Source organism: Sphingomonas sp. NFR04 (assembly GCF_900114095.1).
Taxonomy (GTDB): Bacteria; Pseudomonadota; Alphaproteobacteria; order Sphingomonadales; family Sphingomonadaceae; genus Sphingomonas.
Genome location: NZ_FORV01000005.1, coordinates 67,483 through 93,772, shown reverse-complemented (window position 1 = coordinate 93,772; position 26,290 = coordinate 67,483). Strand labels below are relative to the sequence as shown.

Annotated in this window: 33 protein-coding genes and 1 other RNA gene; 20 read left to right on the top strand and 14 right to left on the bottom strand. The window is 68.2% G+C overall.

Annotated elements, in window-relative coordinates; translation table 11 throughout:
* The first annotated feature begins 14 nt into the window (after positions 1-14).
* The 7 genes from cheB to BM009_RS15240 all read left to right on the top strand — a co-directional run bounded on the left by cheB (position 15) and on the right by BM009_RS15240 (position 4,681).
* On the top strand, positions 15-1,100 hold the full coding sequence (gene cheB, locus BM009_RS15270; RefSeq protein ID WP_093297522.1) for a chemotaxis-specific protein-glutamate methyltransferase CheB: 1,086 nt from the start codon (positions 15-17) through the stop codon (positions 1,098-1,100).
* Complete coding sequence (locus tag BM009_RS15265) at positions 1,097-1,948, top strand: CheR family methyltransferase (protein ID WP_254772306.1); 852 nt, start codon at positions 1,097-1,099, stop codon at positions 1,946-1,948. The genes cheB and BM009_RS15265 overlap by 4 nt, the downstream gene beginning before the upstream one ends.
* A 43-nt stretch (positions 1,949-1,991) precedes the next feature.
* Positions 1,992-2,693 carry an N-acetylmuramoyl-L-alanine amidase gene (locus BM009_RS15260; protein WP_093297520.1) on the top strand — a complete coding sequence of 234 codons (702 nt, stop codon included), beginning with the start codon at positions 1,992-1,994 and terminating at the stop codon, positions 2,691-2,693.
* A 105-nt stretch (positions 2,694-2,798) separates the two neighbouring features.
* Positions 2,799-3,356, top strand: a complete 558-nt coding sequence (locus tag BM009_RS15255; RefSeq protein ID WP_093297519.1) for a hypothetical protein — start codon at positions 2,799-2,801, stop codon at positions 3,354-3,356.
* Positions 3,357-3,397: 41 nt separating this feature from the next.
* An RNA gene (rnpB, locus tag BM009_RS15250) (RNase P RNA component class A) lies at positions 3,398-3,776 on the top strand.
* 72 nt (positions 3,777-3,848) lie between these two features.
* A complete protein-coding gene (locus BM009_RS15245; RefSeq protein ID WP_093297517.1) occupies positions 3,849-4,385 on the top strand; it encodes a J domain-containing protein in 537 nt (178 codons plus the stop codon).
* Positions 4,382-4,681: a hypothetical protein gene (locus tag BM009_RS15240; RefSeq protein ID WP_093297516.1), complete on the top strand. Its 300-nt coding sequence runs from the start codon at positions 4,382-4,384 to the stop codon at positions 4,679-4,681. The genes BM009_RS15245 and BM009_RS15240 overlap by 4 nt, the downstream gene beginning before the upstream one ends.
* A gap of 186 nt (positions 4,682-4,867) precedes the next feature.
* On the opposite strand, the gene BM009_RS15235 is transcribed toward BM009_RS15240, so the two are convergent.
* From BM009_RS15235 to pspA, 8 genes are all read right to left on the bottom strand, one after another.
* Positions 4,868-5,272 (bottom strand): SufE family protein, encoded by a 405-nt coding sequence (locus tag BM009_RS15235; RefSeq protein WP_093297514.1) that lies wholly within the window; start codon positions 5,270-5,272, stop codon positions 4,868-4,870.
* A 149-nt stretch (positions 5,273-5,421) separates the two neighbouring features.
* The gene (locus BM009_RS15230) at positions 5,422-5,670 is read right to left on the bottom strand and encodes a hypothetical protein (RefSeq protein WP_093297513.1); all 249 of its coding nucleotides are present in this window, start codon (positions 5,668-5,670) and stop codon (positions 5,422-5,424) included.
* Between the two features lie 24 nt (positions 5,671-5,694).
* A complete protein-coding gene (locus BM009_RS15225; RefSeq protein ID WP_093297511.1) occupies positions 5,695-5,973 on the bottom strand; it encodes a hypothetical protein in 279 nt (92 codons plus the stop codon).
* Positions 5,974-6,169: 196 nt separating this feature from the next.
* Positions 6,170-6,436 (bottom strand): hypothetical protein, encoded by a 267-nt coding sequence (locus tag BM009_RS15220; protein ID WP_093297510.1) that lies wholly within the window; start codon positions 6,434-6,436, stop codon positions 6,170-6,172.
* 14 nt (positions 6,437-6,450) lie between these two features.
* Complete coding sequence (locus BM009_RS15215) at positions 6,451-6,780, bottom strand: hypothetical protein (RefSeq protein WP_175488054.1); 330 nt, start codon at positions 6,778-6,780, stop codon at positions 6,451-6,453.
* A gap of 11 nt (positions 6,781-6,791) precedes the next feature.
* Positions 6,792-7,163 carry an envelope stress response membrane protein PspC gene (pspC, locus tag BM009_RS15210; RefSeq protein WP_084580530.1) on the bottom strand — a complete coding sequence of 124 codons (372 nt, stop codon included), beginning with the start codon at positions 7,161-7,163 and terminating at the stop codon, positions 6,792-6,794.
* Position 7,164: 1 nt separating this feature from the next.
* Positions 7,165-7,437 (bottom strand): envelope stress response membrane protein PspB, encoded by a 273-nt coding sequence (pspB, locus tag BM009_RS15205; protein ID WP_093297509.1) that lies wholly within the window; start codon positions 7,435-7,437, stop codon positions 7,165-7,167.
* A gap of 3 nt (positions 7,438-7,440) precedes the next feature.
* Positions 7,441-8,109, bottom strand: coding sequence for a phage shock protein PspA (gene pspA / locus BM009_RS15200; RefSeq protein WP_093297507.1), 669 nt, complete (start codon positions 8,107-8,109; stop codon positions 7,441-7,443).
* Between the two features lie 403 nt (positions 8,110-8,512).
* Between pspA and pspF the strand changes: the two genes are divergently transcribed.
* Entirely contained in the window at positions 8,513-9,559 is a 1,047-nt protein-coding gene (gene pspF / locus BM009_RS15195) for a phage shock protein operon transcriptional activator (RefSeq protein WP_093297506.1), read from the top strand.
* Between the two features lie 211 nt (positions 9,560-9,770).
* Here pspF and BM009_RS15190 read toward each other — a convergent pair whose 3' ends face one another.
* On the bottom strand, positions 9,771-10,535 hold the full coding sequence (locus BM009_RS15190; RefSeq protein ID WP_175488053.1) for an alpha/beta hydrolase family protein: 765 nt from the start codon (positions 10,533-10,535) through the stop codon (positions 9,771-9,773).
* 290 nt (positions 10,536-10,825) lie between these two features.
* Between BM009_RS15190 and BM009_RS15185 the strand changes: the two genes are divergently transcribed.
* Positions 10,826-11,893 carry an extracellular catalytic domain type 2 short-chain-length polyhydroxyalkanoate depolymerase gene (locus BM009_RS15185; RefSeq protein ID WP_093297503.1) on the top strand — a complete coding sequence of 356 codons (1,068 nt, stop codon included), beginning with the start codon at positions 10,826-10,828 and terminating at the stop codon, positions 11,891-11,893.
* A gap of 9 nt (positions 11,894-11,902) precedes the next feature.
* Here the strand turns inward: BM009_RS15185 and BM009_RS15180 are convergent, their stop codons facing one another.
* A complete protein-coding gene (locus tag BM009_RS15180; protein ID WP_093297501.1) occupies positions 11,903-12,304 on the bottom strand; it encodes a winged helix-turn-helix transcriptional regulator in 402 nt (133 codons plus the stop codon).
* A gap of 102 nt (positions 12,305-12,406) precedes the next feature.
* Between BM009_RS15180 and BM009_RS15175 the strand changes: the two genes are divergently transcribed.
* Entirely contained in the window at positions 12,407-13,180 is a 774-nt protein-coding gene (locus BM009_RS15175) for an SDR family oxidoreductase (protein WP_093297820.1), read from the top strand.
* Positions 13,181-13,596: 416 nt separating this feature from the next.
* On the opposite strand, the gene BM009_RS15170 is transcribed toward BM009_RS15175, so the two are convergent.
* Both BM009_RS15170 and BM009_RS15165 read right to left on the bottom strand, forming a co-directional pair.
* Entirely contained in the window at positions 13,597-14,676 is a 1,080-nt protein-coding gene (locus tag BM009_RS15170; RefSeq protein WP_093297500.1) for a 1,9-bis(guanidino)-5-aza-nonane synthase, read from the bottom strand.
* A gap of 200 nt (positions 14,677-14,876) precedes the next feature.
* The gene (locus BM009_RS15165; RefSeq protein ID WP_093297499.1) at positions 14,877-16,103 is read right to left on the bottom strand and encodes a type III PLP-dependent enzyme; all 1,227 of its coding nucleotides are present in this window, start codon (positions 16,101-16,103) and stop codon (positions 14,877-14,879) included.
* Positions 16,104-16,257: 154 nt separating this feature from the next.
* On the opposite strand from BM009_RS15165, the gene BM009_RS15160 reads away from it, so the two are divergent.
* The 4 genes from BM009_RS15160 (at position 16,258) to BM009_RS15145 (ending at position 18,701) form a co-directional block, all read left to right on the top strand.
* Positions 16,258-17,226, top strand: coding sequence for a threonine ammonia-lyase (locus BM009_RS15160; RefSeq protein WP_093297497.1), 969 nt, complete (start codon positions 16,258-16,260; stop codon positions 17,224-17,226).
* Positions 17,198-17,410, top strand: coding sequence for a hypothetical protein (locus BM009_RS15155; RefSeq protein ID WP_093297496.1), 213 nt, complete (start codon positions 17,198-17,200; stop codon positions 17,408-17,410). Before BM009_RS15160 ends, BM009_RS15155 begins: the two co-directional genes overlap by 29 nt.
* A complete protein-coding gene (locus BM009_RS15150) occupies positions 17,392-17,580 on the top strand; it encodes a hypothetical protein (RefSeq protein ID WP_093297494.1) in 189 nt (62 codons plus the stop codon). Before BM009_RS15155 ends, BM009_RS15150 begins: the two co-directional genes overlap by 19 nt.
* A 233-nt stretch (positions 17,581-17,813) precedes the next feature.
* Positions 17,814-18,701: an alpha/beta hydrolase gene (locus BM009_RS15145; protein ID WP_093297493.1), complete on the top strand. Its 888-nt coding sequence runs from the start codon at positions 17,814-17,816 to the stop codon at positions 18,699-18,701.
* Between the two features lie 13 nt (positions 18,702-18,714).
* Here BM009_RS15145 and BM009_RS15140 read toward each other — a convergent pair whose 3' ends face one another.
* Entirely contained in the window at positions 18,715-19,491 is a 777-nt protein-coding gene (locus tag BM009_RS15140; protein ID WP_302847366.1) for an alpha/beta hydrolase, read from the bottom strand.
* On the opposite strand from BM009_RS15140, the gene BM009_RS15135 reads away from it, so the two are divergent.
* From BM009_RS15135 to BM009_RS15125, 3 genes are read left to right on the top strand one after another with little or no spacing between them, the layout of a single operon-like run.
* Positions 19,465-20,541 carry a cysteine desulfurase family protein gene (locus BM009_RS15135; protein ID WP_093297490.1) on the top strand — a complete coding sequence of 359 codons (1,077 nt, stop codon included), beginning with the start codon at positions 19,465-19,467 and terminating at the stop codon, positions 20,539-20,541. The genes BM009_RS15140 and BM009_RS15135 overlap by 27 nt on opposite strands.
* Positions 20,538-21,656, top strand: a complete 1,119-nt coding sequence (locus tag BM009_RS15130; RefSeq protein WP_093297819.1) for a cysteine desulfurase family protein — start codon at positions 20,538-20,540, stop codon at positions 21,654-21,656. The genes BM009_RS15135 and BM009_RS15130 overlap by 4 nt, the downstream gene beginning before the upstream one ends.
* Positions 21,653-21,985: a 2Fe-2S iron-sulfur cluster-binding protein gene (locus tag BM009_RS15125; protein ID WP_093297489.1), complete on the top strand. Its 333-nt coding sequence runs from the start codon at positions 21,653-21,655 to the stop codon at positions 21,983-21,985. Before BM009_RS15130 ends, BM009_RS15125 begins: the two co-directional genes overlap by 4 nt.
* 3 nt (positions 21,986-21,988) lie before the next feature.
* Here the strand turns inward: BM009_RS15125 and BM009_RS15120 are convergent, their stop codons facing one another.
* Positions 21,989-22,189, bottom strand: coding sequence for a hypothetical protein (locus BM009_RS15120; RefSeq protein WP_093297487.1), 201 nt, complete (start codon positions 22,187-22,189; stop codon positions 21,989-21,991).
* A gap of 80 nt (positions 22,190-22,269) precedes the next feature.
* Between BM009_RS15120 and BM009_RS15115 the strand changes: the two genes are divergently transcribed.
* From BM009_RS15115 to BM009_RS15105, 3 genes are read left to right on the top strand one after another with little or no spacing between them, the layout of a single operon-like run.
* Positions 22,270-24,945 (top strand): bifunctional [glutamine synthetase] adenylyltransferase/[glutamine synthetase]-adenylyl-L-tyrosine phosphorylase, encoded by a 2,676-nt coding sequence (locus tag BM009_RS15115; protein WP_093297486.1) that lies wholly within the window; start codon positions 22,270-22,272, stop codon positions 24,943-24,945.
* Between the two features lie 10 nt (positions 24,946-24,955).
* Complete coding sequence (locus BM009_RS15110) at positions 24,956-25,426, top strand: peroxiredoxin (RefSeq protein ID WP_093297485.1); 471 nt, start codon at positions 24,956-24,958, stop codon at positions 25,424-25,426.
* On the top strand, positions 25,423-26,226 hold the full coding sequence (locus BM009_RS15105) for a ferritin-like domain-containing protein (RefSeq protein ID WP_175488052.1): 804 nt from the start codon (positions 25,423-25,425) through the stop codon (positions 26,224-26,226). Before BM009_RS15110 ends, BM009_RS15105 begins: the two co-directional genes overlap by 4 nt.
* Positions 26,227-26,290: the final 64 nt, after the last annotated feature.

Here is a 26,290-nt window from a genome sequence, read left to right as displayed (position 1 = left end):
CGGAGCGCGCCCGCGTGACGAGCCTGTCCTCCCCGCAGCCGATCGATCCAGCCGCTGCCCTCGCCACGGGGCGGGTGCTGATCGTCGACGATTCGGTCGTCGCCCGATCGGTGCTGAGCCGGATGATCGAAGGCACGCGGCGCTTCCGGGTAGCGGCGGCGCTGAGCGAGGCGCGCGCGGCGCTCGACTATCTGTCGCGCGAGACGGTGGACATCATCCTGCTCGACATCGCCATGCCCGGCATCGACGGCCTCACCGCGCTGCCTGACATGGTTGCCGCGGGCAAGGGCGCGAAGGTGCTGATCGTCTCCTCCTCGGCTGATGAAGGCGCGGCGACGACGCTGCAGGCGCTGGCGCTGGGCGCCGCCGATACGCTGGTGAAGCCGGGCGTCGGGGCGTTTGGCGGGCGCTTCGCCGAAGTGCTCGAGGAACGGCTGGCCAAGCTGTTCGACATGCCGAGCGATCCCATCGCGGCCTGTCCGCCTGCGCAGGCGGCAAGGCTGGCGAGCGCAAGCGTCCAGCTCGATGCCTTCCAGATCGTCGCGATCGGCGCCTCGACCGGCGGGATCCATGCGCTCAGCCAGTTCTTCCGCCAGATCCCGGCAAGCTTCCAGCTGCCGATCCTGGTCACCCAGCATCTGCCGCCGAGCTTCATGAGCTATTTCGCCACCCAGCTTGCCGTGCTCGGCAGCCGGCCGTGCGACGTCGCGACCGACCGGATGCGGATCCGCCCCGGCCGGATCGTGATCGCGCCCGGCGACGCGCACATGAAGGTGGTCCGTACCTCCGAGGGCGCGGCGATCCGGCTGAGCACCGAATGGGCGCGCAGCGGCTGCATGCCTTCGGTCGACCCGATGTTCGACAGCATCGCCGAGGTGTTCGGCGCGCGGGCGCTGGGCGTGGTGCTGAGCGGCATGGGCCGGGACGGCTGCGAAGGCGCCGGGCGGATGGTCGAAGCCGGCGCCAAGGTGCTGGTGCAGGACCAGGCAACGTCCGTCGTCTGGGGCATGCCCGGCGCGGTGGCGACGGCAGGACGGGCGAGCGCGGTGCTGCCGCCCGATGAAATCGGCCGGTTGATCGGCAGGGGAGGGGCGCGATGATCGAGAATATGGCGCCGAGCGGCGGAGCGATGCAGCTGATCGGGTCGCTGCTCGAGCAGCGGACCGGCCAGCAGATCGCCGCCAACCGCGCGTGGCGGATCGAGACGGCGCTGAAGCCGGTGCTGCGCGAGCGCGGGCTGCCCAGCCTCGACGCGCTGGTGGGGCAGTTGCTCGGCGCGCGATCGGGCGAACTGGCCGATCAGGTGGTGGACGTACTGCTCAACCAGGAAACCAGCTTCTTCCGCGACGTGGCGGTGCTCGACCAGATCGCGGCCGCCGCAGTCGCGACGCAGGTGGCGATCGGCAACCGCCGGCTGCGCATCTGGTCCGCCGGTTGCTCCACGGGCCAGGAGCCGCTGTCGCTGGCGATGCTGTTCGACGAGAAGGCCGACGCCTTCCCGATGCCGCCCGAGATCGTCGCCACCGACGTTTCCCCCGCCGCGCTCGCAAGGGCGCGGGCAGGGCGCTATTCGCAGTTCGAGATCCAGCGCGGGCTCCCCGTGCGGCGGATGGTCCAGTGGTTCGATACCGAAGGCGGTGACTGGGTCGCGCGGCAGGAGCTGGTCCGCCGGGTGCAATTTCGCCAGCAGAACCTCACCGCCGATGTACCCCCGCCGGGCAAGTTCGACATCATCCTGTGCCGCAACGTCATGCTCTATTTCTCGCTGCCGCTGCGCCGCCAGGTGTTCGACCGGCTGGCGACCGCGATCCAGCCGGGCGGGCTCCTGGTGCTCGGCGCGGGCGAGACGGTGATCGGGCTGACCGAGCATTTCACCCCGAGCGAGGTGTTCCGCGGCTTCTACCGCACCGCCGAAGCCGAACCCGCGCCGATTGCGGCGACGGGTTGAGCCGGGCGGATTGTCAGCGCCGATGCGTGCAGTAGAAGAATGCATGACCAGTGGCCTCGACATCCTCGACGCGCCTTCGCCCAATTTCGGCGAGCGCCTCTCCCCCGTCTCGATGATCGTGCTCCATTATACCGGCATGGAGAGCGGCGAGGCGGCGCTGGCGCGGCTGTGCGATCCCGAGGCGCAGGTATCGGCGCATTATCTGATCGAGGAGGATGGCCGCATCTTCCGGCTGGTCGACGAGGCCAAGCGTGCCTGGCACGCCGGCCGCGCGCACTGGCGGGGGATCGACGACGTCAATTCGGCCTCGATCGGGATCGAGATCGTCAATCCCGGCCATGAATTCGGCTATCGCCCGTTCACGCCCGAGCAGATGAGTTCGCTGATCCCGCTGGTCGCGGACATCAAGGAGCGGCACGGCATCACCCGCGGCAATGTCGTCGGCCATTCCGACGTGGCGCCGGCGCGCAAGCAGGATCCGGGCGAGCTGTTCAACTGGCACGCGCTCGCCCGCCTTCGCCTGGCACTCCCGCGGCCGACGCGCAACCTGGTCGATCCCGGCTGGCCCGACGGCGGCTTCATGCTGGCGCTGGAGCGGTTCGGTTATGACGTGACCGATCCGGTCGCGGCAGTCACCGCCTTCCAGCGGCGCTTCCGCCCCGAACTGATCGACGGCGAGATCGACATGGAGTGCCGCTGCATCCTGCTCGCGCTGCTGCTGCCGCGCCCGCAGGGGGAGGATTGACGCGAATCGGTGCCCGGTAACCATGTTTGGTTACGGAATTCTAAGCGGAATTTGATTGGCTGCACGCCGGAGGTACGAACGGTGAGCAACACGATTCGCGCTGCAATGGCACCTTTGGGCCCGGTGCATGTCCGCCTGACCAGCTTCGTTCGCGGTGACGCGAAGGGGCCCGGCATCGGCATCATGAACGCGCCCACCGCTGCCGAGGCGACCGCGGAGTTGCACCGGGTCGCCCGCGTGGCGGGAGCCGACAAGGTGGTGAGCGTTGCCGCCGACTATCGCCGTGCCGCGCTCGCTGGCGGAACGACCAGCACCCAGTGGCGCATCGAGGTCCAGGCCTGGGGCACCGCGATGGCGCCGGTAAAGGTCGAGCCGAGCGAGCCGCCCGAGGAACAGCGCGCGCAGGACGCGGACAAGGTCAAGGACCGGGCCAAGGACCAGGACGCCGCCAAACAGGCGCAGGATGCCCGCGCCGATGCGCGGGATTCGGCCGAGCAGGCAAAGTCGCGCGAGGCAGCCGCCGCCGAGCAGGTCGCCGCACAGCACGTCGAGGCGGCGCCGCCCGCCGCTGCGCCAGCACCCGCGGCCAGTGCCGAAACCCCGGCGGTGGCCACCACCGACTCGACGCCCGCACCGAGCGCCCCCGCGACCTCCGAGCGCTGAACCGCTTGCGCACCGGCGCGAAGCCGCTAGAGCGGACCGCGCCAGAGGGTCGGGCGGCCGCCGCTTGCAGCGATGCGAGGGGAGGAAAGTCCGGGCTCCACGGAACGACGGTGGCGGGTAACGCCCGCCGGGGGTGACCCCAGGGAAAGTACCACAGAGAGCAGACCGCCCACTGCCCCGGTTCGCCGGGGTAAGGGCAAGGGTGAAAGGGTGCGGCAAGAGCGCACCGCGCGACCGGTAACGGAAGCGGCTTGGTAAACCCCACCGGGAGCAAGACCGAATAGGGACGGCACATGCGCCTCGTTCCGGCGCGTCGTCCGGGTTGGTTGCTGGAGCGGCGGAGCGATCCGTCGCCTAGAGGAATGGTCGCCTATCCCCTTACGGGGTGGACAGAACCCGGCTTACAGACCCTCTGGCATTTTGGTTTTTGGTAGCTGCTGCGGTGCGGCGGGCTCTGGCCTTTGGCGGCCCCCATGCCTATTTGGGCGAGTTATGGCGCGACACACGCGATCGATGGACTGGGGCTTTCCCCGCTGGCGCGAGTATGGCTCGGAGCGCGAGGCCGCGCGCGTGCGGCTGTGCGATCGGCACGGCTGCGAGAAGCCGGGCGACCGGCCCGCGCCCAAATCGCCGAACAACCCGGACCGCTGGTATTTCTGCGAGGAACATGCCGCGGAATATAACCGCAACTGGGACTATTTCGCCGGGCTGACCGCCGAAGAGGCAGCGCAGCGTGAAGCGAACGAGCGCCGCACCGCCAACGGCTATGCCCATTCGGCGACCAATAGCTGGGCGGGGCCCGGCGACGGCAGCCGCTCGCGCGACGAGATGAAGGCGCTGGAAGTGCTGGAGCTGGAGGTCGATGCCAGCTTCGAGGCGGTACGCGGCGCGTGGCGCCGGCTCGCCAAGGAATATCACCCCGATGTGCGCCCCAACGATGCCGCCGCGGCCAAGCAGTTCCAGGCGATCCAGGCGGCGTACGACGTGCTCAAGACCGCCGAGGACCGGCGCCAGTGGAAGCCGCAATGAGCCAGCTGGTCGCCTCCAACTGGGGCAATGCGGTGCTGGTCTGCGGGAAATGCTCGAAGAAGCTCGGCGGCGGCTTCGGGCCCAAGGGCAAGACCTCGCTCGCCAAGGCGCTGCGCAAGGAATTCGGGCTCGGCAAGGGCCGCAAGGCGGAGGTCGGCGTGGTCGAGACCAAGTGCCTGGGGGTATGCCCCGGCGGGGCGGTGACCGTGGTCAACGGCGCGCAGGCGCGCGAATGGCTGATCGTGAAGAAGGGCGCGGACCTGGAAGAGGTCGGCAAAGAGCTCGGGCTTTCCTGAGTCCCGCGCAAAGCGGTGCTCTCTCCAACCTCCCATCGTCATTCCCGCGAAGGCGGGAATCCATTCGCCTGTGCGCTTGGGGAAAGAACCGTGCCTTCAGCGGCAATGGATCCCCGCCTTCGCGGGGATGACGATGTAGAGTGCTGAAGCGAACGGCTTGCGCTCTCCCCGGAGGGGAAAGGGGTTTTACGCGTACCGCCCCGCCGTTTCCCGGATCAGCGCGATCATGTTGGGAATGCCCTGGGTCCGGTTCGAGCTGAGCTGGTTCTTCAGGTCGAATGGGGCCAGCGCGCCTTCGATGTCGGTCGCGAGGATCTCGGCGGGGCTGCGGTCCTGCACGGTCAGCAGCACCAGCGCGATGATGCCCTTGGTGATCGCCGCGTTCGAATCCGCCAGGAAGTGGAGCCGGCCGTCGTCGGTCCGCGTCGGGTAGACCCATACCGAGGCCGAGCAGCCGCGCACCAGCGTCGCATCGGTCTTGAGCGGGTCGGGCATTTCCTCGAGCGCCTTGCCGAGATCGATCAGCAGACGATAGCGATCGTCGGCGTCGAGAAACCCGTATTCTTCCTGGAGATCGTCGAGGCTGGTCATGGGCATCGCGCTAGCCGCACCCGGCGCGCTTTTCCAGCCTCGTGGTTACTTGGCCGTGGGCGCGTCGTAGCGCAGGCCGAGCCGGGGGCGGGGTGCCCGCACCGGCGCCGGGGCGGGCTTGGCCTCCGCCCCCGGCGGGGTTGCCTGGTTCACAGGTCCACCCCGGCGGCGATCGCCTCGAGCTTGCGGATGCGTTCCTTGAGGTCGGCCAGCTCGATCCGCGAGGCGGGGCTGGGCATCGTCGTCGTGGTCGCCTCCGGCCGGCGGAGCTCGGCCAGCTCGCGGTGCTTCAGCGCCAGCCAGCCGCGCCAGCCGGACAGCGCCGCGGCGGTGATCATGCCCAGCCCGGCCAGGCCCGAGACGGCGAGGGTGAGGGTGGTTTGCGGGTCGATGGTCATGGGGTTCGCTCCCAGAAACATGGCTCAGATCCGGTTCTTGTCGCGCAGCTTCTCGATCTCGTGGTCGAGACGCAGGCTGTTTTCATTGTCGGTGATGACGCGCTCGAGCACCTGGACGCGCTCCTTGAGGCTGCGGATCTCGTCGCGGAGGCGGTCGGCCTCGAACTTCTCGGCGGGATCGCGGACGGCGAGGCCTTCCATCCTGTCGCCCCGGCCTCCCTTGACCACGCCGTAGCGCGCCTGGAGAACCTTGCCGATCGTGATCACGACGATGATGGCCACGACCATTTCGAACGGGTTCATTGCACCTTACTCCCCTAATCGGCGCGCATGGCGCCTCAGTTCCCTGCTTGCGATGCCTGGGCGGCGCGGAGGGCGCGGCGGCGGGGGCGATCGCGGCTTTCTGCGAGGGCAATAGCTCCCCCGCACAGTGCGGCAAGCACTGCGAGCATGACAATCATCGAAATTTCCTTGCTTAGAAGAAGGTGGAAACGTTTCTTCAGTTCAGCGGCGCGTCGCGCAGCTTCTCGATCTCTTCGGCGAGGCCCATGCCGCGGTCGGTGAGGATCCGTTCGAGTACCTGGACCCGCTGTTCCAGCCGTGCGGTCTGGGCGGCGTATTGCGCGGCCTTTTCCGCGGTCATCTGGGCTTCGATTTCCATGCGGCGCTCCCAGAGCTTGAACAGCGGGCGGAAGAAGACGCCGCCGATGATCGCCACCAGGCCGCAGCTGATGCCGAGGATCGGGATGAGAAGGGGGGAAAGCATGGCTTTCGTTCCTTTCAGTTTGAGCGGCTGCGGAGCGCGTCGATCTCGCGATCGAGCTGGTGCGCGCCGTCGGTGACGATGCGCTCGACATTGGCGAGCCGGTCCTTCACCGCGCCGAGTTCGGCGCGAAGCTGGGCATTTTCCTGGCTGAGCAGCCTGACCCGCTCGACCGTCTCGTCATTGCGCTGCGGGTAGACCGACTTGCCCCAGGCATTTTCCAGCGGATAGCCGTGCTTGATGCGAAGCCAGTGGCTGAAAATTCCCGCGGCGATCCCGAAGAACCCCAGCGAAATCCCCGAGAGGATGATCCAGGGCATGAAGGGTGCGAGCGCTACTTCGATCATCGATTATCTCCTCAGCGCAGGCTGTCGATCTCGTCGGCGAGCCGGGTGTTGCGGCTCGTGTAGAACAGCTCGATGTCGGCGAGCCGGCGATCGATGTCGCGGAACTTGGAGCGGACCTCGGCGGTGGAGCGCTTGGGGCTCGAGCGGACGCCCTGCCAGAAGCGTTCGTCCTCCGGTGTGTCGTACAGGCCCACCGGCTTGGGGTTGGCGAGCCAGGCGATCACGAAATAGCCCAGTGCGACCCAGCCCGTGGCGACGGTGAGCAGCACGGTGGCCACTCGCACCCAGGTCACGTCGATCCCGGTATAATCCGCCAGGCCGGCGCAGACGCCCATGAACTTGCGGTTCTGCCTGTCGAGATAGAATTTGGTGCGAGCGGACATCTCAGTTCCTCCGTGAAGGATCGTACGGCACCTGCTCGGGGCGCTGGGCCGAGAGCGGGCGATAGTCGGGGTTGTCGGCGGCGATGATGCGCTCGACCGTCATCAGCCGGTCTTCGAGCATCCGCGCCGTGCGGTAGAGGTCGTCGAGCAGGTTCTCGTCTTCCCGGGTGATGGTCCCTGCCTGCTTCCACTTGGTTACGTAGTGGAAGACGATCCAGGGCAGCCCGATGAAGAGGATGGCACAGATGAAGACCGGGATGAGGAAGTCGTTCACGCGTCAGGCTCCCTTGTTGAGACGAGCCTTCAGCGCTTCGAGTTCGGCATCGACCTTTTCCGACGAGCGGAGTTCGGCGATTTCCTCTTCGAGCGTCTTCGGATTGCCGCCCAGGCCCATCGCATCGGCACGGCCTTCGGCCAGATCGACGCGGCGTTCCAGGATGTCGAAGCGCGAGAAAGCGTCCTGCATCTTCGACCCGTTGGTCATTTCCCGCAAGCGGGCGCGGTTGTTGGCGCTTTCCAGGCGGGCGACGATCGTGTTCTGCCGGGTGCGTGCCTCGCGCAGCTTGTTCTGCAGCTTGTTGATGTCCTCTTCCGAGGCGCGGAGCGCGTCGTCGAGCACCGCGATCTCCTGCTGCAGCTGGTCACACATGTCGGCGGCCTTCTGGCGTTCGATCAGCGCGGCCTTGGCAAGATCCTCGCGGTCCTTGGACAGGGCGAGTTCCGCCTTCTCGGTCCAGCTCTCCTGAAGCTTTTCGAGCTTGGCGATGTGGCGGCGCATTTCCTTCTGATCGGCGATCGTCCGGGCGGCGCTGGCGCGAACCTCGACCAAGGTTTCCTCCATCTCGAGGATGATCATGCGGATCATCTTGGCCGGATCTTCGGCCTTGTCGAGCAGGTCGGTAACGTTGGCGGCGATGATGTCGCGGGTTCGCGAGAAGATACCCATGATATTGCGCTCCTTCGTATGTTCTTTGGGGGTGCCGCCGGAAGGGATGGGGGCCCTTCCGGCGGCCCCGGCACCTCCGAGGGAGGCGGTGCCGGGGAGACCTCGTCTGCCCGCGTCAGGCGATCGCCGGGGCCACCGCGCCGGCGGTGAGAACCACGCTGGCGAGGAAGGCGAAGGAAACCGCCACGAAGGCGTTGCGGAGGGTGTGGATCTGGTTGGTCATCGTCGTGTTCCTGAACCTTGGTAGGTTGAAGTAGCTGCCCGTCATCGGGCTTGTCTCCATCTTTGCAGGAGGCGTGCCAATTTTCGAAAACCGCAGAAAATCGCCGCTTTTAGACGATTACAAATGTAGTTCGACAAATTGCCCTTGCTAACAGTTGGGAAAATTCGCCAAGCTTGGGGAATGGAACGGATCACCCAGGTCATCGGCCAGTCCTCGGCCTTTATCGACGCGCTGGAACAGGCGAGCCGGGCGGCGGCGCTCGATCGTCCGGTGCTGGTGATCGGCGAGCGCGGTACCGGCAAGGAGCTAGTCGCCGAGCGTCTTCACCGCCTGAGCCCGCGCTGGGATCAGCCGCTGGTCACGATGAACTGCGCCGCACTGCCCGAGACGCTCATCGAAGCGGAGTTGTTCGGGCACGAGGCCGGCGCCTTCACCGGCGCGACCAAGGCGCGCACCGGCCGCTTCGAGGAAGCCGATGGCGGCACGCTGTTTCTCGACGAGCTCGGCACGCTCTCGATGGGGGCGCAGGAGCGGCTGCTGCGCGCGGTGGAATATGGCGAGATCACCCGCATCGGCTCCTCGCGCCCGGTACGCGTGGACGTGCGCATCGTCGCGGCGACCAATGAGCATCTGCCGGGCCGGGTGGAGAAGGGCACCTTCCGCGCCGATTTGCTCGATCGCCTGAGTTTCGAGGTGGTGACCTTGCCGCCGCTGCGTCACCGGGGTGGTGACGTGGAAGTGCTGGCCGAGTTCTACGGCCGGCGCATGGCCTCCGAACTGGGATGGCAGGACTGGCCCGGCTGGGGGCCGCATGCGCTGGATGCGCTGCTGTCCTACGACTGGCCGGGCAATGTCCGCGAGCTGCGCAACGTGGTGGAGCGCGCGGTCTATCGCTGGGATCGCGGCGGCCCGATCGACCGGATCGAGATCGACCCCTTCGCCTCGCCCTATCGGCCGCGACCGATGGCCTCGTCGATGAGCCCGGTCGAGACGCCCGTCGAGCCGGCCGCGCCGGCAGCTGCCGCGCCTGCCGCCGCGCCGCCGGCCCCGGCGGATCTGGGCGGCGACTTCAAGACGCGGGTTTCGCGGTTCGAAAAGCAGCTCCTGTCGCAGGCGCTGGCCGAGCATCGCTTCAACCAGCGCGCCACCGCCGAAGCGCTGGGGCTGACCTATGACCAGCTCCGCCACGCCTTGCGGCGGCACGATCTGCTGGGGGCGGGAGGGTAGGTATTGCGAACTGTTCGCGATATTGTTGCGAGCGGTTAGCGATAAGGGGCGCTAGTGGCGTTCGCAGTAGGGCAAAGGGCTCTTCAAACCATAGATCGTCATTCCCGCGAAGGCGGGAATCCATTTGCCAGGACGTTTGCGGAAAGAACCGCGGCTGCAGCGCCAATGGATCCCCGCCTTCGCGGGGATGACGAAGGGGGCTAGGGGCCCGCTACTCCCCGAACGCCTGCGCCGCGATGAAGTCCGCCACCTGCTTCCCCTGCGGCGTCCCGGGCATAATCACGTTGCGATGGTCCGCGCCGCCCGGGGCGAGCTTCACCACCGTGTCGCCCGAGGCGAGCGCCGCCTGAACATAGGGCGCCATCTGATCGCCGAGCGCGCCGGCCACGATCAGCTGGTGGACGCCGAGCGGCAGATGCGCCTGTGGGCTGGCGAGCGCATAGGCCTCGGGCTTCTCCGCCGGCGTGCCGCCCATGAGGCGGGTAGCGGCGGTGTCGCCGCAAAGCTGCGCGTCGGCGCCCGGCCCGTCGATCGCGACCGCTGTCACCGGTTTGACCGCCACGGCGCCGGCGATTGGATAGTTGAGCTTCGGCCGGGCGGCGACCCACAAGGCAAGCTGCGCGCCCACATCATGTCCCACCATGGCGACATGGGCGAGATCCAGCGGCTGGGAGCGGGCGAGCACCGCGAGATGGTCGGTCGCGGCGGCGGCATCCTCGAAGGTGCCGGGCCAGCCGCCGCCGGGGGTGCCGGTGCGGCGGTATTCGATGTTCCAGGTCGCGATTCCACGTGCCGCCAGCGCCTCGGCAAGCGGTGCGGTGTCGCGCAGGTCGCCCCGTGTCGCGTCCCAGCAGCCGCCATGGATCACCACCGCGACGGAGAAGGGGCCCTTGCCGCGCGGGAGGCGCAGTTCGCCCATCTGCTGCGGATTGACGCCATAGCGGGCGACCAGCGTCGCCTGGGACGGCGCCGCCAATCGTCCGGAGCTTTCATCTTGCGCGCGCGCGGGAACCGCCATGGTTAACAATAGCAGCGGGAGCAGCGGGCGAAGCATCGGGCGATCCTGGTCCTGACGGCGTACATGGGGAATTGCGGTCATGCGCTATAGCGTTGCCCTGCGCGACTGGCGAGGGGATCGCTGGACGTCCTGTTTTGCCTTCGCGGATGCAGCGAATCATGGTACAGACAGTGCAGGTCGCAGCTGCGTCCAGCGGTCGCCGGGGAGCGGTCGCGGCGCGGATCATCATGGTCACCGGGGGGTGAACGATGCGCGCCTTTTCGTTGCTTCTGTCGCTGCTTGGCTTGTGCTGGGCACCTTTTGTCACCGCACAGGAACTGCCCGCGCTGGGGGCGGATCGCACCCAAGTCTCCGTCTCGGGACTTTCCTCGGGCGGCTTCATGGCGGTGCAATATTCGGTCGCCTGGTCGAGCGAGGTGATGGGCGTCGGCGTGGTAGCGGGCGGGCTCTACAATTGCGGCGCGCGGTTCGCCGGGCTGGGCGCCCAAGCGGTGATCGCCAATTGTATGGACCGGGCCTGGTCCGCGGAGGACAGCTGGCGCGCAGTAACCGGATTCGCACGCGACCGGGTGATCGATCCGGTGTCCAATATCGCCCGGCAGCGGGTATATCTGTTCAGCGGCAGCAACGACAAGGTGGTCAACCCGGCGGTGATGCGCTCGGTATTCGCCTTCTACACGCTCGCGCGCGTGCCTAAATCGGCGCTGCGCTATGTCGATGCGCTGCCCGCCAGCCACGCCTTCGTTTCCGCCGAGGTGGGTGGCCGGTGCGAAGACAAATCGCCAGTCTATGTCGTGCAGTGCACCGACGATGGCCGGCCCTACGACCAGCCCTATCAGATCCTGAACCACATCTACGGGTTGAAGCAGGAGGCGCCGACAGCGCTCTCGGCCAGTCCGATCGCGTTCGACCAGCGCCGCTATGGCAGTGGTGCGGCCGCGATGGCGGATACGGGCTATGCCTATGTGCCCGCAGACTGCAGGGCGGCCCCGGGATGCCGGGTGCACGTGGTGTTCCACGGCTGTGTGCAGAGCGTCGATTCGCTCGGCGGCAGCGACGTGATCTATGCGCAGCTCGGCTATAATCGCTGGGCCGACAAGAACCGGATCATCCTGCTCTATCCGCAGGTGGACCGATCGGCGACCTGGTGGAACATCCCGGTGGAGCAGGGCGGCATCCCGCTGACCTGGCAGGCCAATCCCTTCGGCTGCTGGGACTGGTGGGGCTATAGCCAGACGTTCGGCTTCCAGCTCCGCCACGGGCTGCAGATCGACACGGTGCGGCGGATGGTCGCGCGGCTGGAGGAGCAGCCCTGACCGAGCCGGTCACGCCTTGGCGATGCGCGCGTCGAACGCCGCCCGTGCCGCCTCGATCCGCTCGAGATGGGTCGCCGCCCAGATCCAAACGCCGCAGAACGCCTCGGCCAGCGTGCCGCCCAGATCGGTGAGGCGATAGTCGACGCGCGGCGGGATCACCGGGTGGATGGTGCGGATCACCAGCCCGTCGCGCTCCATCTGACGCAGCGTCTGGGTCAGCATCTTCTGGCTGATGCCGGGCACCGCCTTGCCGATCTGGGTGAAGCGCAACTCGCCCTGCTCGGTGAGCGCCTCGAGGATCAGCATCGTCCATTTGTCGGCGACGCGGCCGATCACCTCGGTCACCAGCGCTTCGACGCGCGGGTCGAGGTCGGGATAGTCGGCATGGGGCGCAGCGGTGGGGGCGGGCATCAAGTCACTCTCTTTCGGGTGCGTATAAATCTTTCGGGTGCCTTCTTTCGTTCGGAGCCTAGCGGCGTACATCGCCGCCAGCAATCAGCACCGGAGGCTATGATGAAGACCAAGGGCAACACGATCCTGATCACCGGCGGCGGCTCGGGTATCGGCGCAGCACTCGCGCACCGCTTCCACGACGCGGGCAATACCGTGATCGTCGCCGGGCGACGGCTGGACGCGTTGGAGGCGGCGTGCGAGGGCCGAGCCAACATGCACGCGATCACGCTCGACGTGGAAAGCGCGGCAGGCGTGGAGGATTTCGCGGCGCGGCTGCTTGCGGCGCATCCGGGGCTCAACGTGCTGGTCAACAACGCCGGGATCATGCGTTACGAGGCGCTGGATGCGAAGCGGGACCTGAGCGATGCCGAGGCGACGATTACCACCAACCTGCTCGGACCGATCCGGCTGACCAACGCGCTGATCGACGATCTCGTGGCGGCGCCCGACGCGGCGATCGTCAACGTCACCTCGGGCCTTGCCTTCGTGCCGCTGGTGATCGCGGCGACCTACAACGCCACCAAGGCGGCGATCCACAGCTACACCGTGTCGCTGCGCACGGCGCTGGCGGGACGCGTCGAGGTAATCGAACTCGCGCCGCCCGCCGTGCAGACCGAAATCACCCCGGGGCAGAGCCAGCGAGCGACCTACCAGCCGCTCGACGACTTCGCCGACGAGGTGATGGCGCTGTTCGGGCAGAACCCCACGCCGCAGGAAATCCTGGTCGAGCGGGTAAAGCCGCTGCGCTTCGCCGAGCGCGAGGGGCGGTTCGACGAGACGCTCGGGCAGCTGACTGCGATGGTCATGGCAGCGCGGGCAGCGGTGGAGGGGTGACGTGAAACTAAGCCCCTCCTCCTTCAAGGAGGGGTTGGGGTGGAGGGATTCCAGAACGCCTGTTTGTCTCGGTGAGACACAGCCCCACCCCAACCCCTCCCCTGAAGGGGAGGGGCTATCGCACATAAAATTTGCGGCAGCGATCGTTCAAAAATGCGCTGTCATCCCCGCGAAGGCGGGGATCCATTGGCGCTGGTGCCGCGGTTCTTTCCTCAAGCGCACAGGCGAATGGATCACCGCCTTCGCGGGGATGACGGCGGTTTCGGGTCTACGGCCGTCCCTTTTTCCAATGCGATAACCCTTGCCCCGAAGGGGAGGGCTAAGGCGTGCGATGACCGCTCGCATTCTTTGCCAGCGTCAAAACAAAACGGCCGGGGATCGCTCCCCGGCCGTTCCGTTTGTCGGTCCCGAAAGGCTCAGGCGAACAGCTTCGCCCAGCCGCGCTTGGCGCGGTCCTTCCAGTAGCCGCGGTGGTACGCGTCGGACGCCAGCAGCGGCATCACCGAACCGGCTTCCGCGAACACCATCTGCTCGATGCCGGTGTTCACCTTGCCCCAGCTGGCGGCTTCCTGCAGCGTCGAGGACGAGCAGGCGCCGTCGCGCACGTCGGCGACGGTGATCTGCACCGCGTACTTGTGCACTTCCACATCCTCGTGGCCGAGGATCTCGGCGCAGACGACGGTGTCCTGGATGAAGTTCTTCGGCACGCCGCCGCCGATCATCAGCAGGCCGGTGGTGCCCGCCTGGATCTTGATCTCGGTCAGCTCGCGGAAGTCCGCGACCGCGTCGATCATCAGATAGGGCTTGCCCGCCTTCATCTGGTCGACCTGGTGCTTGACGAGGCCGAAGCCGGCCGAGCTGTCGACGAACGCCGGGCAGAAGATCGGCACGTCATGCTCATAGGCGAGCTTGACGAGGCTGTTTTCCTTCTTGCCGTGCTCCGACAGGTACTTGCCCATTTCGCGGATGAAGGCGCGGCTCGAATAGGCGCGCGGCTCCAGCTCGTTCGCGATCTTGTTGATCGTGAAGTCGCAGTCCTGGAGCTGCTCCTCGTCGATATAGGTGTCGTAGATGCGGTCGATGTAGAGCGAGCGCAGCGTGTCGTCGTCGGGGATCTCGAGCGCCTGATAGTGCTTGTGGCCCAGGCCCTCGAAGAAATCCATGTCGACGATGGTGGCGCCGGTGGCGACGATCACGTCGACCATGTTGTTGCGCACCAGATCCGCATAGAGGTCCATGCAGCCACCGGCCGAGGTCGAGCCCGCGATCACGAGGCAGACCGTGCAGTCCTTGTCGGCCAGCATGTCGTTGTAGATCTTGGTCGCGCGGCCGAGATCGCGGCTGGTGAAGCTCATGTCGCTCATCGCGTCGACGATCGGACGCGCGTCGAAGCTCTTGATGTCGATATGCTTGACCTGCTTCGAAAGCAGCTCAGCCTTGCGGTTGTCGTTGATCGGGGCGTTGGCCGCCGCGGTCTTGGTGAGGCTGTCGGACATGGGAACTCCCATTTTCACATGGCCGCCGTCATTCAAAGGGGACGCGGAAACCCGTCTTGCTCCCCCTCCCGCGTGCGGGAGGGGGCCGGGGGGTGGGCGCCCGCTCGCCACCGACGATGCGGCATGCGGATGGCGGGGGCCCACCCCCAGCCCCTCCCGCAAGCGGGAGGGGAGTGCCTTCAGTCGCTACGAGTGCAGCGTTACAGCTTGACGACGTTCGAGGGAACCGCAGTTGCCTCGTCTTCGCCGGTATAGAGCGAGACCATCGGCTCGTCGTCGACGATCACGGTGTCGCCGGCAGTGAAGCCGTTGAAGCCGGTGCGCATCGCCGCGCCGTACGCGCCGAGCATGCCGATCTCGATATAGTCGCCTGCCTGGATGTCGGCCGGCAGCTCGAACGGGCCCGCCATGCGATCCATGTCGTCGCAGGTGGGGCCGTAGAAGCTGAAGCCCATGTCCTTGGCGTTCGAATCCGGCTCGCGGAGGAGACGGACCGGGAAGCGCCAGCCGAGATGCGCCGCATCGAACAGCGCGCCATACGCGCCGTCGTTGATGTACAGCTCATCGCCGCGACGACGCTCGACGCGCACGACCAGCGAGCTGTATTCGGCGCACAGCGCACGGCCCGGCTCGGCCCACAGCTCTGCCGAATAGGAAATCGGCAGGCTTTCGAAGGCGCGGTGGATCGTCGCGAAATAGCGCTCGAGCGGCGGCGGCTCCATGCCCGGATAGCTGGACGGGAACCCGCCGCCGACGTCCACGACATCGACCGTGACGCCCGCCTCGACGATGGCGGCGCGGGCGCGCTCCATCGCATTGGCATAGGCTTCCGGCGACATCGCCTGGCTGCCGACATGGAAGCAGATGCCCAGGGCATCCGCCACCTGGCGAACCGCGATCAGCAGGTCCTTGCTCTCGCCCGGGCCGACGCCGAACTTCGACGCGAGGCTCAGCTTCGAGTGATCCGAGGAGACGCGGAGGCGTACGCACAGCGTGAGATCGGTAGCGCCCTTGGTGGCGCGGACGATCTTGTCCAGCTCTTCCATGCTGTCCAGGCTGAATACGCGAACGCCGTACTCGAAATACGCCTCGGCGATGGCTTCCTCAGCCTTCACCGGGTGCATGAAGCACAGGGTTGCTTCCGGCGCGACACCGGCGACGAGGCGAACCTCGGCGATCGATGCGACGTCGAAATGCGTGATTCCGCTCTCCCACAGGATCTTGATCAGATCCGGCGAGGGGTTGGCCTTCACGGCATACATCGAACGACCCGGGAACTTCTCTGCGAAGAACCGGGCCGCACGCGATGCGGCGTGCGGGCGGACGAGCGTTACCGGCTGGACCGGACGAAGCTTAGCGATGTCGGCAACACGGGTGGTGCCGAGATGGGTGGTCGCTAACCCCAGCGCGCGATGATGCTTGTGCAACTCAAGGGACCTCCAAATGCCGCGAGGCAAACATTGACGAAAAGCTGCCTTGCGGTTGGAAGTCCCATGGGGCAGCGGAGGAGCGCACATATGCGCGTCGGACCCCCGTGTAAAGTGATTCTGGGGTACGTTTTTCTACGGCGGGGGATGTTCTGTGACGATTTTGCGACAGCCGACCCGGGCCGGGGTCCGCGACGCGGCGGCGAAGGTGGCGGCGATCCTCCCGCCGACCCCGTTGTTGGTGCACGAGGTGCGGGGCGTGCCGGTCGCATTCAAGGCCGAAAGCCTGCAACCGGTCGGGGCGTTCAAGATCCGCGGTGCATGGCACCGGCTCACGGCGCTGGACGCGCGGGTCCGCGACAAGGGCGTGGTCGCCTTCTCTTCCGGCAACCACGCGCAGGGCGTCGCCTGGGCCGCCAAGCGGCTGGGCATCCCGGCAGTGATCGTGATGCCGGCGGACTCCCCCAAGGTGAAGCTGGAGGCGACGCTGGCGCTGGGCGCGGAGGTGGTGCGCTATGACCGCAGGTCCGAGAGCCGCGAGAAGATCGCCGCGCAGCTGGCCCATGCCCGCGGCGCCGCGCTGGTACCGAGCTTTGACGATCCCTGGATCATCGAGGGGCAGGGGAGCGCCGGGATCGAAGCTGCAAAGCAGATGGCCGAGGCTGGGCTGGACGGCCCGGCGCGGGTGCTGGTGCCGTGCGGCGGTGGCGGGCTCTCCGCCGGACTCGCGCTCGCGCTGCCCGACGCGGAAATATTCCCGGTAGAGCCTGAAGGCTGGGACGACATGCGGCGGAGTCTCGAAGCGGGCTGGATCGAACCGGTGGGGGACAATCCGCCGCCGACGGCCTGCGATTCGCTACAGACGCTGCGGGTTTCCGCGCTTACCTTCGAGGTGCTTGCGCGGCGCGGCGCCACCGGCATCGCGGTCAGTGAGCGGGAGATCAGAACGGCACAGCGTTGGGCAGCGGCAAAGCTGCGCCTGGTGGTGGAGCCGGGCGGGGCGGCGGGAATCGCCGCATTGCTCGCCGGCAAGATACCGGCGGAACCCGGAACGCTGGTGATCGTTTCGGGCGGCAACGTCGACCAGGAGGACTATGCGCGCGCGCTCGGGGGCACGGAATGATCGCGGGAAGCCGCTGGGCGGGGCGATCGCCCGCGTCGCCAGCATCGGCACGCTCGCGCTCGGCCATTTCCTCTGGTTCACGCTGCGCATCGCCTATCGCAGCGATCCCAAGCTGGCGGCGGCCGCGGCCTGCTGCTGCGTCTGCGTCGTCACCGGCGTGACGGTGTGGGTGGTAGTGACCTGAGCGGCCTTTCGAGCCTCTATCCGCTGACGATGGGCATCGCCATGCTGGCGGTGCTCGCGCTCGCCTGGGGTGGCGTGACGGTACTCCGCCGCGGCGACCGGCAGCGCGGGGTGCTGATGCTGGTCTGCGCGCTGGTGATCCTGGGCAATGTGCTGATCTGGACGGTCTGACCCTCCAATCCTCCCCTGGAAGGGGAGGTGGCATGCCGAAGGCATGACGGAGGGGTGTCCGCGCTGGTGGCGGCGGCCACACCTTGCGCCGGGACACCCCTCCACCACGCCTTCGGCGCGGTCCCCCTCCCCTTGCAGGGGAGGATCTGAAGCCCGTTACATCTTGCGACCTATTTCCAGTCGCCCCCGCTTGCCCATTCGCGATACCTTCCGCCCGCAGCAGGAGAACCGGGATGCGCGCGATCGGGTGGGTGGTAGCCGGACTGTTCCTCGCGGGCCCGCCCGTGCTCGCCCAGCAGCAGATAGAGCCGGCGGCGCCCTCCGCCTTCGCGCCCAGGCGCAACCTCGCTTATGGCGCGCTGCCCGAGCAGAAGCTGGACTACTATCCGCCGACCGCCGCCACGCGCACCGCGCCGCCGCTGATCGTGTTCGTCCATGGCGGCGGCTGGGAGCATGGCTCCAAGGACAATGCGACCGGGGCGGCCAAGATCCGGCACTTCACAAGCGAGGGCTATGCCTTTGCCACGATCGACTATCGGCTGGTGCCCGGCGCCACGGTGGAGCAGCAGGCACAGGACGTGGCGACCGCACTGGCTTGGCTGGTGGCGCATGCCCGCGAGTTGCACTTCGATCCGAGCCGCATGGTGCTGATGGGGCATAGCGCCGGCGCGCATCTCGCCGCGCTGGTCGCCACCGATCCGCGTTACATGCATGGCCAGGACCTGATGCTCGACCAGCTGCGCGGCGTGGTGCTGCTCGATGGCGCGGCCTATGACGTGCCCGCGCAGATGGCCGAGGCCGGGCGCTTCATGCGGCCGATCTACACCGAGGCGTTCGGCACCGATCCGGCGCGGCAGCGCGCACTGTCGCCGATCGCGCATACCAAGGGGCCGAACGTGCTGTCGTTCCTGGTCCTGCATGTCCAGCGCGAGGACGGCACGCGGCAGTCCGAAGCCCTCGCCAAGGCGCTGCGTGCGGAAGGATCGAAGGTGCGGGTGGAGAGCGTCGAAGGGCAGGGACTGCGCGGACATGTCGCGCTCAACCGCCGGCTGGGCGAGGCGGACTATCCCGCCACCGCCATCGTGGACCGCTGGCTCGGCGACACGTTCACGCGCCGCTGAGCCAGCGTCGATCTCAGCGGATCGGGCAGTTGGGATCGAGCCGCATGTCGAGATAGCGGTCGACCGAGCCCATCAACTGCTCCATCTCGTGCTCGAAGAAGTGGTTCGCGCCCGGGATGGTATCGTGGTGGATGGTGATGTGCTTCTGGGTGCGCAGCTTGTCGACCAGCTTCTGCACCGCACCGGGGGTCACGACCTCGTCCTGCTCGCCCTGGATGATGATGCCCGAGCTGGGGCAGGGCGCGAGGAAGGTGAAGTCGAACATGTTCGCCGGCGGCGCGACCGAGATGAAGCCGCGGATTTCCGGACGGCGCATCAGCAGCTGCATGCCGATCCAGGCGCCGAAGCCGAAGCCGGCGACCCAGGTGGACGACGCTTCGGGGTGGAAGCTCTGCACCCAGTCAAGCGCGCTGGCGGCGTCCGAAAGCTCGCCGATACCGTTGTCGAACACGCCCTGGCTCTTGCCGACGCCGCGGAAGTTGAAGCGCAGCGTGGCGAAGCCCCGGCGTTGGAAGGTCTTGTAGAGATCCTGGACGATGCGGTTGTTCATCGTGCCGCCCGCATTGGGATGCGGGTGGAGGATCATCGCAACCGGTGCGCGCGGGCGCGGAGCGGGGGCGAAGCGGCCCTCGAGGCGGCCTTCGGGTCCGGGGAAAATGACTTCGGGCAAGGCAGATCCTGTCGAATAGGGAGATGCGCTGTGGAGCGCAGGAACATGGCCGCTATATAAGCAGCCGGTCCCGTCACGCAAATTGGAACGCCATTGCCCGCTCGACTCTATCTGGATCACGCCGCGACGACCCCGATGCTGCCGGAAGCGGTGGCCGCGGTGACGGAGGGCATGACGCGCTGGGCGAACCCTTCGTCCCCGCACGCCGACGGGCGCGCGGCGCGGGCGGCGCTGGAGCATGCACGGCGGCGGATCGCGGCGGCCTATGGCTGGGCGCACGAGCTGCTGCTGACCAGCGGGGCAAGCGAATCGCTGGCGATCGCGGTGGGGCGCAGTGTCGCGGCGCGGCGGCTGATCACGGCGGTGGAGCATGATGCGGTGCTGCGGCTCGGTGAGGGCGCGGCGGTGCTGCCGGTGACCGCCGGCGGCATCGTCGATCGGGAGGCCCTCGAGGCTGCGCTCGACCGCGCAGAGCGGACGCTGGTCTGCGTGCAATGGGCGAACAGCGAAACCGGGGTGCGCCAGCCGATCGCAGCGATTGCCGACATTGTTCACGGCGCAGGCGGGCTGCTGCTGGTCGATGCCGCGCAGATGCCCGCGCATGCCGATGCCGAGGTGCTGCGGCATGCCGATCTGGTCGCGGTCTCCGCGCACAAGCGCGGCGGGCCGCCGGGGATCGGCGCGCTGCTGGTGCGCGACCTGGGCGTGCTGCTGCCGACCGGGGGGCAGGAAAAGGGCTATCGCGCCGGCACCGAGAACCTGCCGGGCGCGCTTGGCTATGCCGCCGCGGTGGAGGTGTCCGAGGATATCACGGCGATGGCCCGGCTTCGCGCCCGGCTCGAGGCGACGATCCTCGCGGAAGGCGGCGACGTGGTGGGGGCGGAGAGTCCGCGTAGCCCGCTGATCGGCGCCTATCGGATGCCCGGCGTCTCCTCGGCGGCGCAACTGATCCGGTTCGACCTTGCCGGGGTGGCGGTTTCGGCGGGCAGCGCCTGCTCGTCGGGGAGCATGCGGCCCAGCCATGTGCTGACCGCGATGGGCTGGGCCGAGCCCGCCTTGCGCGAAGTGGTGCGGGTGAGCTTCGGGCGCAGCACCACCGAGGCGGACGTCGATCGCTTCGCCGAGTTGTGGCGCGCGACTTTCGCCGAGGCGCGGGCGCGAGCGGCATGATCTATCTCGATTATCAGGCGACCACGCCGCTCGCGCCGGAAGCGCTCGCGGCGATGCTGCCCTGGCTGGAATTGCAGCACGCCAACCCGCATTCGCCCCACGCGCCGGGCCGCGCGGCGCGGGCGGCGGTGGAGGTCGCGCGGGCGCAGGTCGGCGCGCTATTGCCGCCGGGGGGCAGCCTCGCCTTTACCAGCGGGGCGACCGAGGCGCTGAACTGGGCGATCAAAGGCACGACCGGGCCGATCGTGACGCTCGCCACCGAACATGCTGCGGTACTGGATACCGTGGCGGCGACCGGGCGGCAGGTGACGGTACTGCCGGTTGGCCCTGACGGGCTGCTGGATCTGGCGGCGGCCCGGGCGGCGATCGTGCCGGGCACGGGGCTGGTCGCGGCGATGCTGGTCAACAACGAGATCGGCGTGGTCCAGCCGATCGCAGCGCTGGCGGAGATCGCGCATGAAGCGGGCGCATTGTTCCTGTGCGATGCGGTGCAGGGCTATGGCCGGGTGCCGATCCCGCCGACGTGCGACCTGGTGGCGATCTCCGGGCACAAGATCCACGGGCCGAAGGGCATCGGCGCGCTATGGGTGCGCGACGGGGTGACGCTGGCGCCGCTACTCCATGGCGGCGGGCAGGAAGCGCTCGGGCGATCGGGGACGCTGTCGCCGGCGCTGTGCGCGGGATTCGGGGCTGCGGCGAAGGTGGCTGCGATCCGGGTCGACGCCGACGCAGGCCATGTCGCTCGCCTGTTCGCACTGGCCGCCGAGCGCCTCCAACTAGCCTCCCTTCCTCCCGCAAGCGGGAGGGGGACTGGAGGCTGGACCCTCAACGGCTCCGCCATCCACCGCTACCACGGCAACCTCAACCTCCGCCGCGAGGGCCTCGATGTCGCCCGGTTGATGTCGGATCTGCGCGACATCGCCTTTTCCGCCGGCTCGGCCTGCGCCAGCGGCTCGGGGCGGCCGAGCCATGTGCTCCGCGCGCTGGGACTTTCGGACGCGCAGGCACGTTCCAGTATCCGTATCGGCTTCGGCCGGATGACCACCGAGGAAGAACTGATGACCGCACTCGACCGCATTTGCGCCGCCGCCGACGCCCAGCGGGTGGCCGCATGATCCGGGTGCGGTTCGAGGGCGTTGGCGGGGCGGTGCAGGAAGTGCAGGCGCCGCCCGGCGCGCGGCTGCTCGAAGTGGCGCAGAATGCCGGTCAGCCGCTGGAGGGGACGTGCGAGGGGCAGATGGCGTGCTCGACCTGCCATGTGATCGTCGCCCCCGCCGATTTCGAGCGGCTGCCTCCCGCGAGCGAGGCGGAAGAGGACATGCTCGACTTGGCGATGGGCGCGGTGCGGACCAGCCGGCTCGCCTGCCAGATCCTGCTTACCGAGGCGCTGGACGGGCTGACCGTGCGCATGCCGAGCGCGCACCGGGACATGCAGGGCCGGTGACGCCTACCAGTGGCAGCGGGGATCGCGATCGTTCAGCTTGGCGAGCAGCACCGCCATGTCCTGCGGCAGGCCAAGGTCGCGCGCATAGGCGTTGGCGATCGCTCGACCGATCCCGTCGCATGCGCGCGGCGGCTCGATGCGACAGGGAGTCGCCGTGTCTGCCGCCTGGGCCTGGGAGGGAATTGTCTGAACCACGGTGTCCAAACGGCCATCCGATGCATTCGTTGCCTGTGATAGTTGCAATTCATCGCAGATTTACGGTTTTTGGACGATAGGGTCTTCCAGTGCGCGAACCTGCCATTTCCACCGCGCTGACGCGGATTTCCGAACATTCCCCGTTTCTTGGCCTCGTCTTGCGGCGCGAGGAGGACATCGCGGCCGAACCCGCCGCCGCGATTGCCGATCCGATTACTGTCTCGGCCGCCCTGACCCGGGACATGGGCGAGCCGCAGGCGCTGCGCATCCAGCGGCGGCGGCTGGCGCTGATCGCGGCGATCGGCGACCTGTCCGGCGCCTATGATTTCGGCCGCACGACGCGGCTGCTCAGCGACTTTGCCGACGACGCCCTCGATCGCGCGATCCGCGCCGCGATCCGCGAGCGCACGCCCGATGCCGAACCGCGGGGCTTCGCCGCCATCGCGTTGGGCAAGCAGGGTAGCCGCGAGCTCAACTACTCGTCGGACATCGATCCCATCCTGATCTTCGATCCCGCGACGCTGCCCTGCCGCCCGCGCGAAGTGCCCGAGGAAGCGGCGGTGCGGATCGCGCGGCGGGTGCTGGAGATCCTCCAGGCGCGCGATGGCGACGGCTATGTGCTGCGCGTCGACTTGCGGCTACGCCCCTCCCCCGAGGTGACGCCGATCGCGCTGCCGGTGGAAGCGGCGATCAGCTATTATGAGAGCCAGGCGCTGCCCTGGGAGCGCGCCGCCTTCATCCGCGCCCGCGTCGCCGGGGGCGATGGCACGCTGGGCGAGAGCTTCCTGGACGCGATCCGCCCCTTCGTGTGGCGGCGCGCGCTCGACTATGGGACGATCCGCGAGATCCAGGAGATTTCGCGCCGCATCCGAGACCATTATCAGCAGGGCCAGCGCTTCGGCCCCGGCTATGATCTCAAGCGGGGCCGGGGCGGCATCCGCGAGGTCGAGTTCTTCGCGCAGATCCACCAGCTGATCCATGGCGGCCGCGACCCCGCGCTGCGTGTGCCCGCCACCCGCGATGCGCTCGCCGCGCTGGCGGCGGCGGGGCGGATCGATGCGGGCGAGGCGGCGGCGCTCGACGAGGCCTATGTCCTGCTGCGGACCATCGAACATCGGCTGCAGATGATCGACGATCGCCAGACGCATACGTTGCCAAGCGATCCGGCGGCGCTCGACCATGTCGCGCGGCTGCACGGGCTGGAGGACGGCGCGGCGCTGATCGCGCTGCTCCAGCCGCATGTCGAGCGGGTCGGCCGGACCTACGACGCGTTGGCAGAGGGTGGCGGCAGCGGCCTGCCCAGCGATCCCGACACATTGGGCGATCGACTGGGAGAGGCGGGCTTCCCCGACCCTGCAACCGCCCGCCGGATCGTGGAAGGCTGGCGCGGGCCGACCTATCCTGCGCTGCGCAGCCCGGCGGCGCAGAGCGCGCTCGAAGCAGTGCTGCCGACCTTGATGACCGGCTTCGGCGGCGCGCCCGATCCGCAGCATGCGATCACCCGCTTCGACGCGATGCTCAAGCGGCTGCCGAGCGCGGTCAACATCTTCCGCCTGCTCGAGGCGCAGCCGGCGCTCACCCGGCTGCTCAGCGCGATCCTCAGCCACGCGCCGACGCTGGCGGAGCAGCTCGGCCGCCGCGCGGAGCTGCTCGACGGGCTGATCGATGCCAGCGCCCTCGCGCCCGTCGGCGCCGTACCCGAGCTGATGGCGACCATGGCCGCGGCCGAGCGGGGGGCCGATTATCAGTGGCTGCTCGAACATGCCCGCCGCATCGTAAACGAGAAGCGCTTCGCGCTCGGCGCGCAGATCGTCGCGGGCGCGAGCGATCCGCTCGAAGTCTCCGCCGGATACGCTCGGGTGGCCGAGGCGGCAATCGAGGTGCTCACCGCCGCGACGGTCGAGGAGTTCGCCAGCCAGCACGGGCAGGTGCCCGGCAGCGAGCTTGTGATCCTGGCGCTCGGTCGCATGGGCGGCGGCGCGCTCACCCACGCCTCGGACCTCGACCTGATCTACCTGTTCACCGGCGACTATGCCGCGGAATCGGACGGGCGGCGGCCGCTTGGCGCGGTCACCTATTACAACCGTCTGGCGCAGCGGGTGACCGCGGCGCTGTCGGTGCCCACCGCCGCGGGCCCGCTGTACGAAGTGGATACCCGGCTCCGTCCATCGGGCACGCAGGGGCCGCTGTCGGTCTCGCTGGAGGGCTTTGCGAACTACCAGGAAAAGGACGCCTGGACCTGGGAGCATATGGCGCTCACCCGCGCCCGGCCGGTGTTCGGCTCTCCGCAAGCGCGCGAGCAGGTGCAGGCGATCATCACCCGCGTGCTCCACGGCGCCCGGCCCGAGCGCGACATCCTCGCCGATGCCGCCAAGATGCGGGCCGACATGGCGGCGCACAAGCCGCCGGCGGGGCCGCTCGACGCCAAGCTGCTCGATGGCGGGCTGGTCGACCTAGAATTCGCGGTGCACGTCCAGCAGCTCTGCCACCGCACCGGCTTCGACCCGCAGCTGGGCAAGGCGATCGCCGCGCTGGTGGGGCAGGGGATCGTCCCCGCGGCGCTGCGCCCGGCGCACGACTTCCTCACCCGGCTGCTGGTGACGCTGCGGCTGGTCGCCCCCGACGCGCAGCCGCCGGGCGAGCGCACCCGCGCGCTGATCGCCCGTGCGCTCGGCCTGCCCGATTGGGAAGCGGTGGTTGCGACGCTGGACGCGACGCGGCAGGAGGTGCGCCAATGCTGGGCCGCCATCCAGGCCGGCAACTGACGGAGACCAGATGATGAGCATCGAGCAGGGCGACGCGCTCCCCAACAGCGCGCTGGTGGCGGCGGACGGCAGCGCGATCGCGCTTCCCGCATGGGGCGCGGGCGCGCCGTTCGTCCTCTATTTCTACCCCAAGGACGACACCTCGGGCTGCACCCGCGAGGCGCAGGACTTCACCGAGCTGATGCCCGAGTTCACCGCGCTCGGCGTGAAGATCCTCGGCATCTCGAAGGACCCGCCCGCCAAGCATCAGAAGTTCACCGCCAAATACGACCTCACCGTGCCGCTCGCCACGGATGAAGGTGCGCTGATGGAGGCGCTGGGCGTGTGGGTCGAGAAGTCGATGTACGGGAAGAAATATATGGGCATCGAGCGCTCCACCTTCCTGTTCGATGCCTCGGGCAAGCTGGTCCGCGCGTGGCGCAAGGTGAAGGTGCCCGGCCATGCCGCCGAGGTGCTGGACGCGGCAAAGGCGCTCGGGTGACCGAACGGCGCAGCGTAGGCGCGGCGGTGCGGGCAGTGCTCGACGCCGCCGATCCGACCGACAAGGTGATGCGGGCCCGCGCCGCCGCGCGCGATTGGCTGCTGGGGCGGCTCGACTTCCGCTTCGACGTTGCCATGCCCGATCGCCCTGCGCGACCCGCCGCGCCCGAGCTGCTGCCGCCCAACCGCATGCCCAAGCGCGGGCGGGGCGGCTCCGAACGCGGCCGGATCGCGCTGATCCATGCGCTGGCGCATATCGAATTTGTCGCGATCGACCTGGCGTTCGACCTGATCGGCCGCTTCGGTGCGCAGTTTCCGACCGGCTTTACCGACGACTGGATGCGGGTCGCCGCCGACGAGGCAATGCATTTCGCGCTGCTCGACCGGCGGCTGCGCAGCCTCGGCAGCCATTATGGCGCACTGCCGGCGCATGACGGGCTATGGGATGCGGCGACCGAGACCGCCCATGATGTCAAGGCGCGATTGGCGGTAGTACCGATGGTGCTCGAAGCGCGCGGACTCGATGTCACGCCCGCCACGATCGAGCGGTTCGACGCTGCCGGCGACGCCGTTACCGTGAAGATCCTGACCCGCATTGTCACCGATGAGGTACGGCACGTAAGGGCTGGTACGGAGTGGTTTGAGTCGGCCTGCAAGGCCGACGATTGCACACCCGAAACGACGTGGCGGGCACTGGTCCGCACCCATTTTCGGGGGGCTGTTAAGCCGCCGTTCAACGACTCGGCGCGCGAAGCAGCCGGTTTGACGCGGGATTACTACCAAGCGCTTGCCGCTGGCTGATTATCCTCCAAAAGAGTCCCCAAGCGGGACGGCGAGGTCAGGGGCTGCCCAATCCGTCCGCATC

Excerpts from the sequence above, each read along its gene's own strand:
- BM009_RS15235 (WP_093297514.1), bottom strand. The coding sequence starts at position 5,272 with ATGACCAGCCTCGACGATCTCCAGGAAGAATACGGGTTTCTCGACGCC.
- BM009_RS15175 (WP_093297820.1), top strand. The coding sequence starts at position 12,407 with ATGAAGACCAAGGGCAACACGATCCTGATCACCGGCGGCGGCTCGGGT.
- BM009_RS15170 (WP_093297500.1), bottom strand. The coding sequence starts at position 14,676 with ATGTCCGACAGCCTCACCAAGACCGCGGCGGCCAACGCCCCGATCAAC.
- pspC (WP_084580530.1), bottom strand. The coding sequence starts at position 7,163 with ATGTCCGCTCGCACCAAATTCTATCTCGACAGGCAGAACCGCAAGTTC.
- BM009_RS15255 (WP_093297519.1), top strand. The coding sequence starts at position 2,799 with ATGGCACCTTTGGGCCCGGTGCATGTCCGCCTGACCAGCTTCGTTCGC.
- pspF (WP_093297506.1), top strand. The coding sequence starts at position 8,513 with ATGGAACGGATCACCCAGGTCATCGGCCAGTCCTCGGCCTTTATCGAC.
- BM009_RS15125 (WP_093297489.1), top strand. The coding sequence starts at position 21,653 with ATGATCCGGGTGCGGTTCGAGGGCGTTGGCGGGGCGGTGCAGGAAGTG.
- BM009_RS15230 (WP_093297513.1), bottom strand. The coding sequence starts at position 5,670 with ATGACCATCGACCCGCAAACCACCCTCACCCTCGCCGTCTCGGGCCTG.
- BM009_RS15145 (WP_093297493.1), top strand. The coding sequence starts at position 17,814 with ATGCGCGCGATCGGGTGGGTGGTAGCCGGACTGTTCCTCGCGGGCCCG.
- BM009_RS15265 (WP_254772306.1), top strand. The coding sequence starts at position 1,097 with ATGATCGAGAATATGGCGCCGAGCGGCGGAGCGATGCAGCTGATCGGG.
- BM009_RS15110 (WP_093297485.1), top strand. The coding sequence starts at position 24,956 with ATGATGAGCATCGAGCAGGGCGACGCGCTCCCCAACAGCGCGCTGGTG.
- BM009_RS15225 (WP_093297511.1), bottom strand. The coding sequence starts at position 5,973 with ATGAACCCGTTCGAAATGGTCGTGGCCATCATCGTCGTGATCACGATC.
- BM009_RS15185 (WP_093297503.1), top strand. The coding sequence starts at position 10,826 with ATGCGCGCCTTTTCGTTGCTTCTGTCGCTGCTTGGCTTGTGCTGGGCA.
- BM009_RS15180 (WP_093297501.1), bottom strand. The coding sequence starts at position 12,304 with ATGCCCGCCCCCACCGCTGCGCCCCATGCCGACTATCCCGACCTCGAC.
- pspA (WP_093297507.1), bottom strand. The coding sequence starts at position 8,109 with ATGGGTATCTTCTCGCGAACCCGCGACATCATCGCCGCCAACGTTACC.
- BM009_RS15215 (WP_175488054.1), bottom strand. The coding sequence starts at position 6,780 with ATGATCGAAGTAGCGCTCGCACCCTTCATGCCCTGGATCATCCTCTCG.
- BM009_RS15130 (WP_093297819.1), top strand. The coding sequence starts at position 20,538 with ATGATCTATCTCGATTATCAGGCGACCACGCCGCTCGCGCCGGAAGCG.
- BM009_RS15220 (WP_093297510.1), bottom strand. The coding sequence starts at position 6,436 with ATGCTTTCCCCCCTTCTCATCCCGATCCTCGGCATCAGCTGCGGCCTG.
- BM009_RS15260 (WP_093297520.1), top strand. The coding sequence starts at position 1,992 with ATGACCAGTGGCCTCGACATCCTCGACGCGCCTTCGCCCAATTTCGGC.
- BM009_RS15245 (WP_093297517.1), top strand. The coding sequence starts at position 3,849 with ATGGCGCGACACACGCGATCGATGGACTGGGGCTTTCCCCGCTGGCGC.
- BM009_RS15240 (WP_093297516.1), top strand. The coding sequence starts at position 4,382 with ATGAGCCAGCTGGTCGCCTCCAACTGGGGCAATGCGGTGCTGGTCTGC.
- BM009_RS15155 (WP_093297496.1), top strand. The coding sequence starts at position 17,198 with ATGCGCGCGCGCTCGGGGGCACGGAATGATCGCGGGAAGCCGCTGGGC.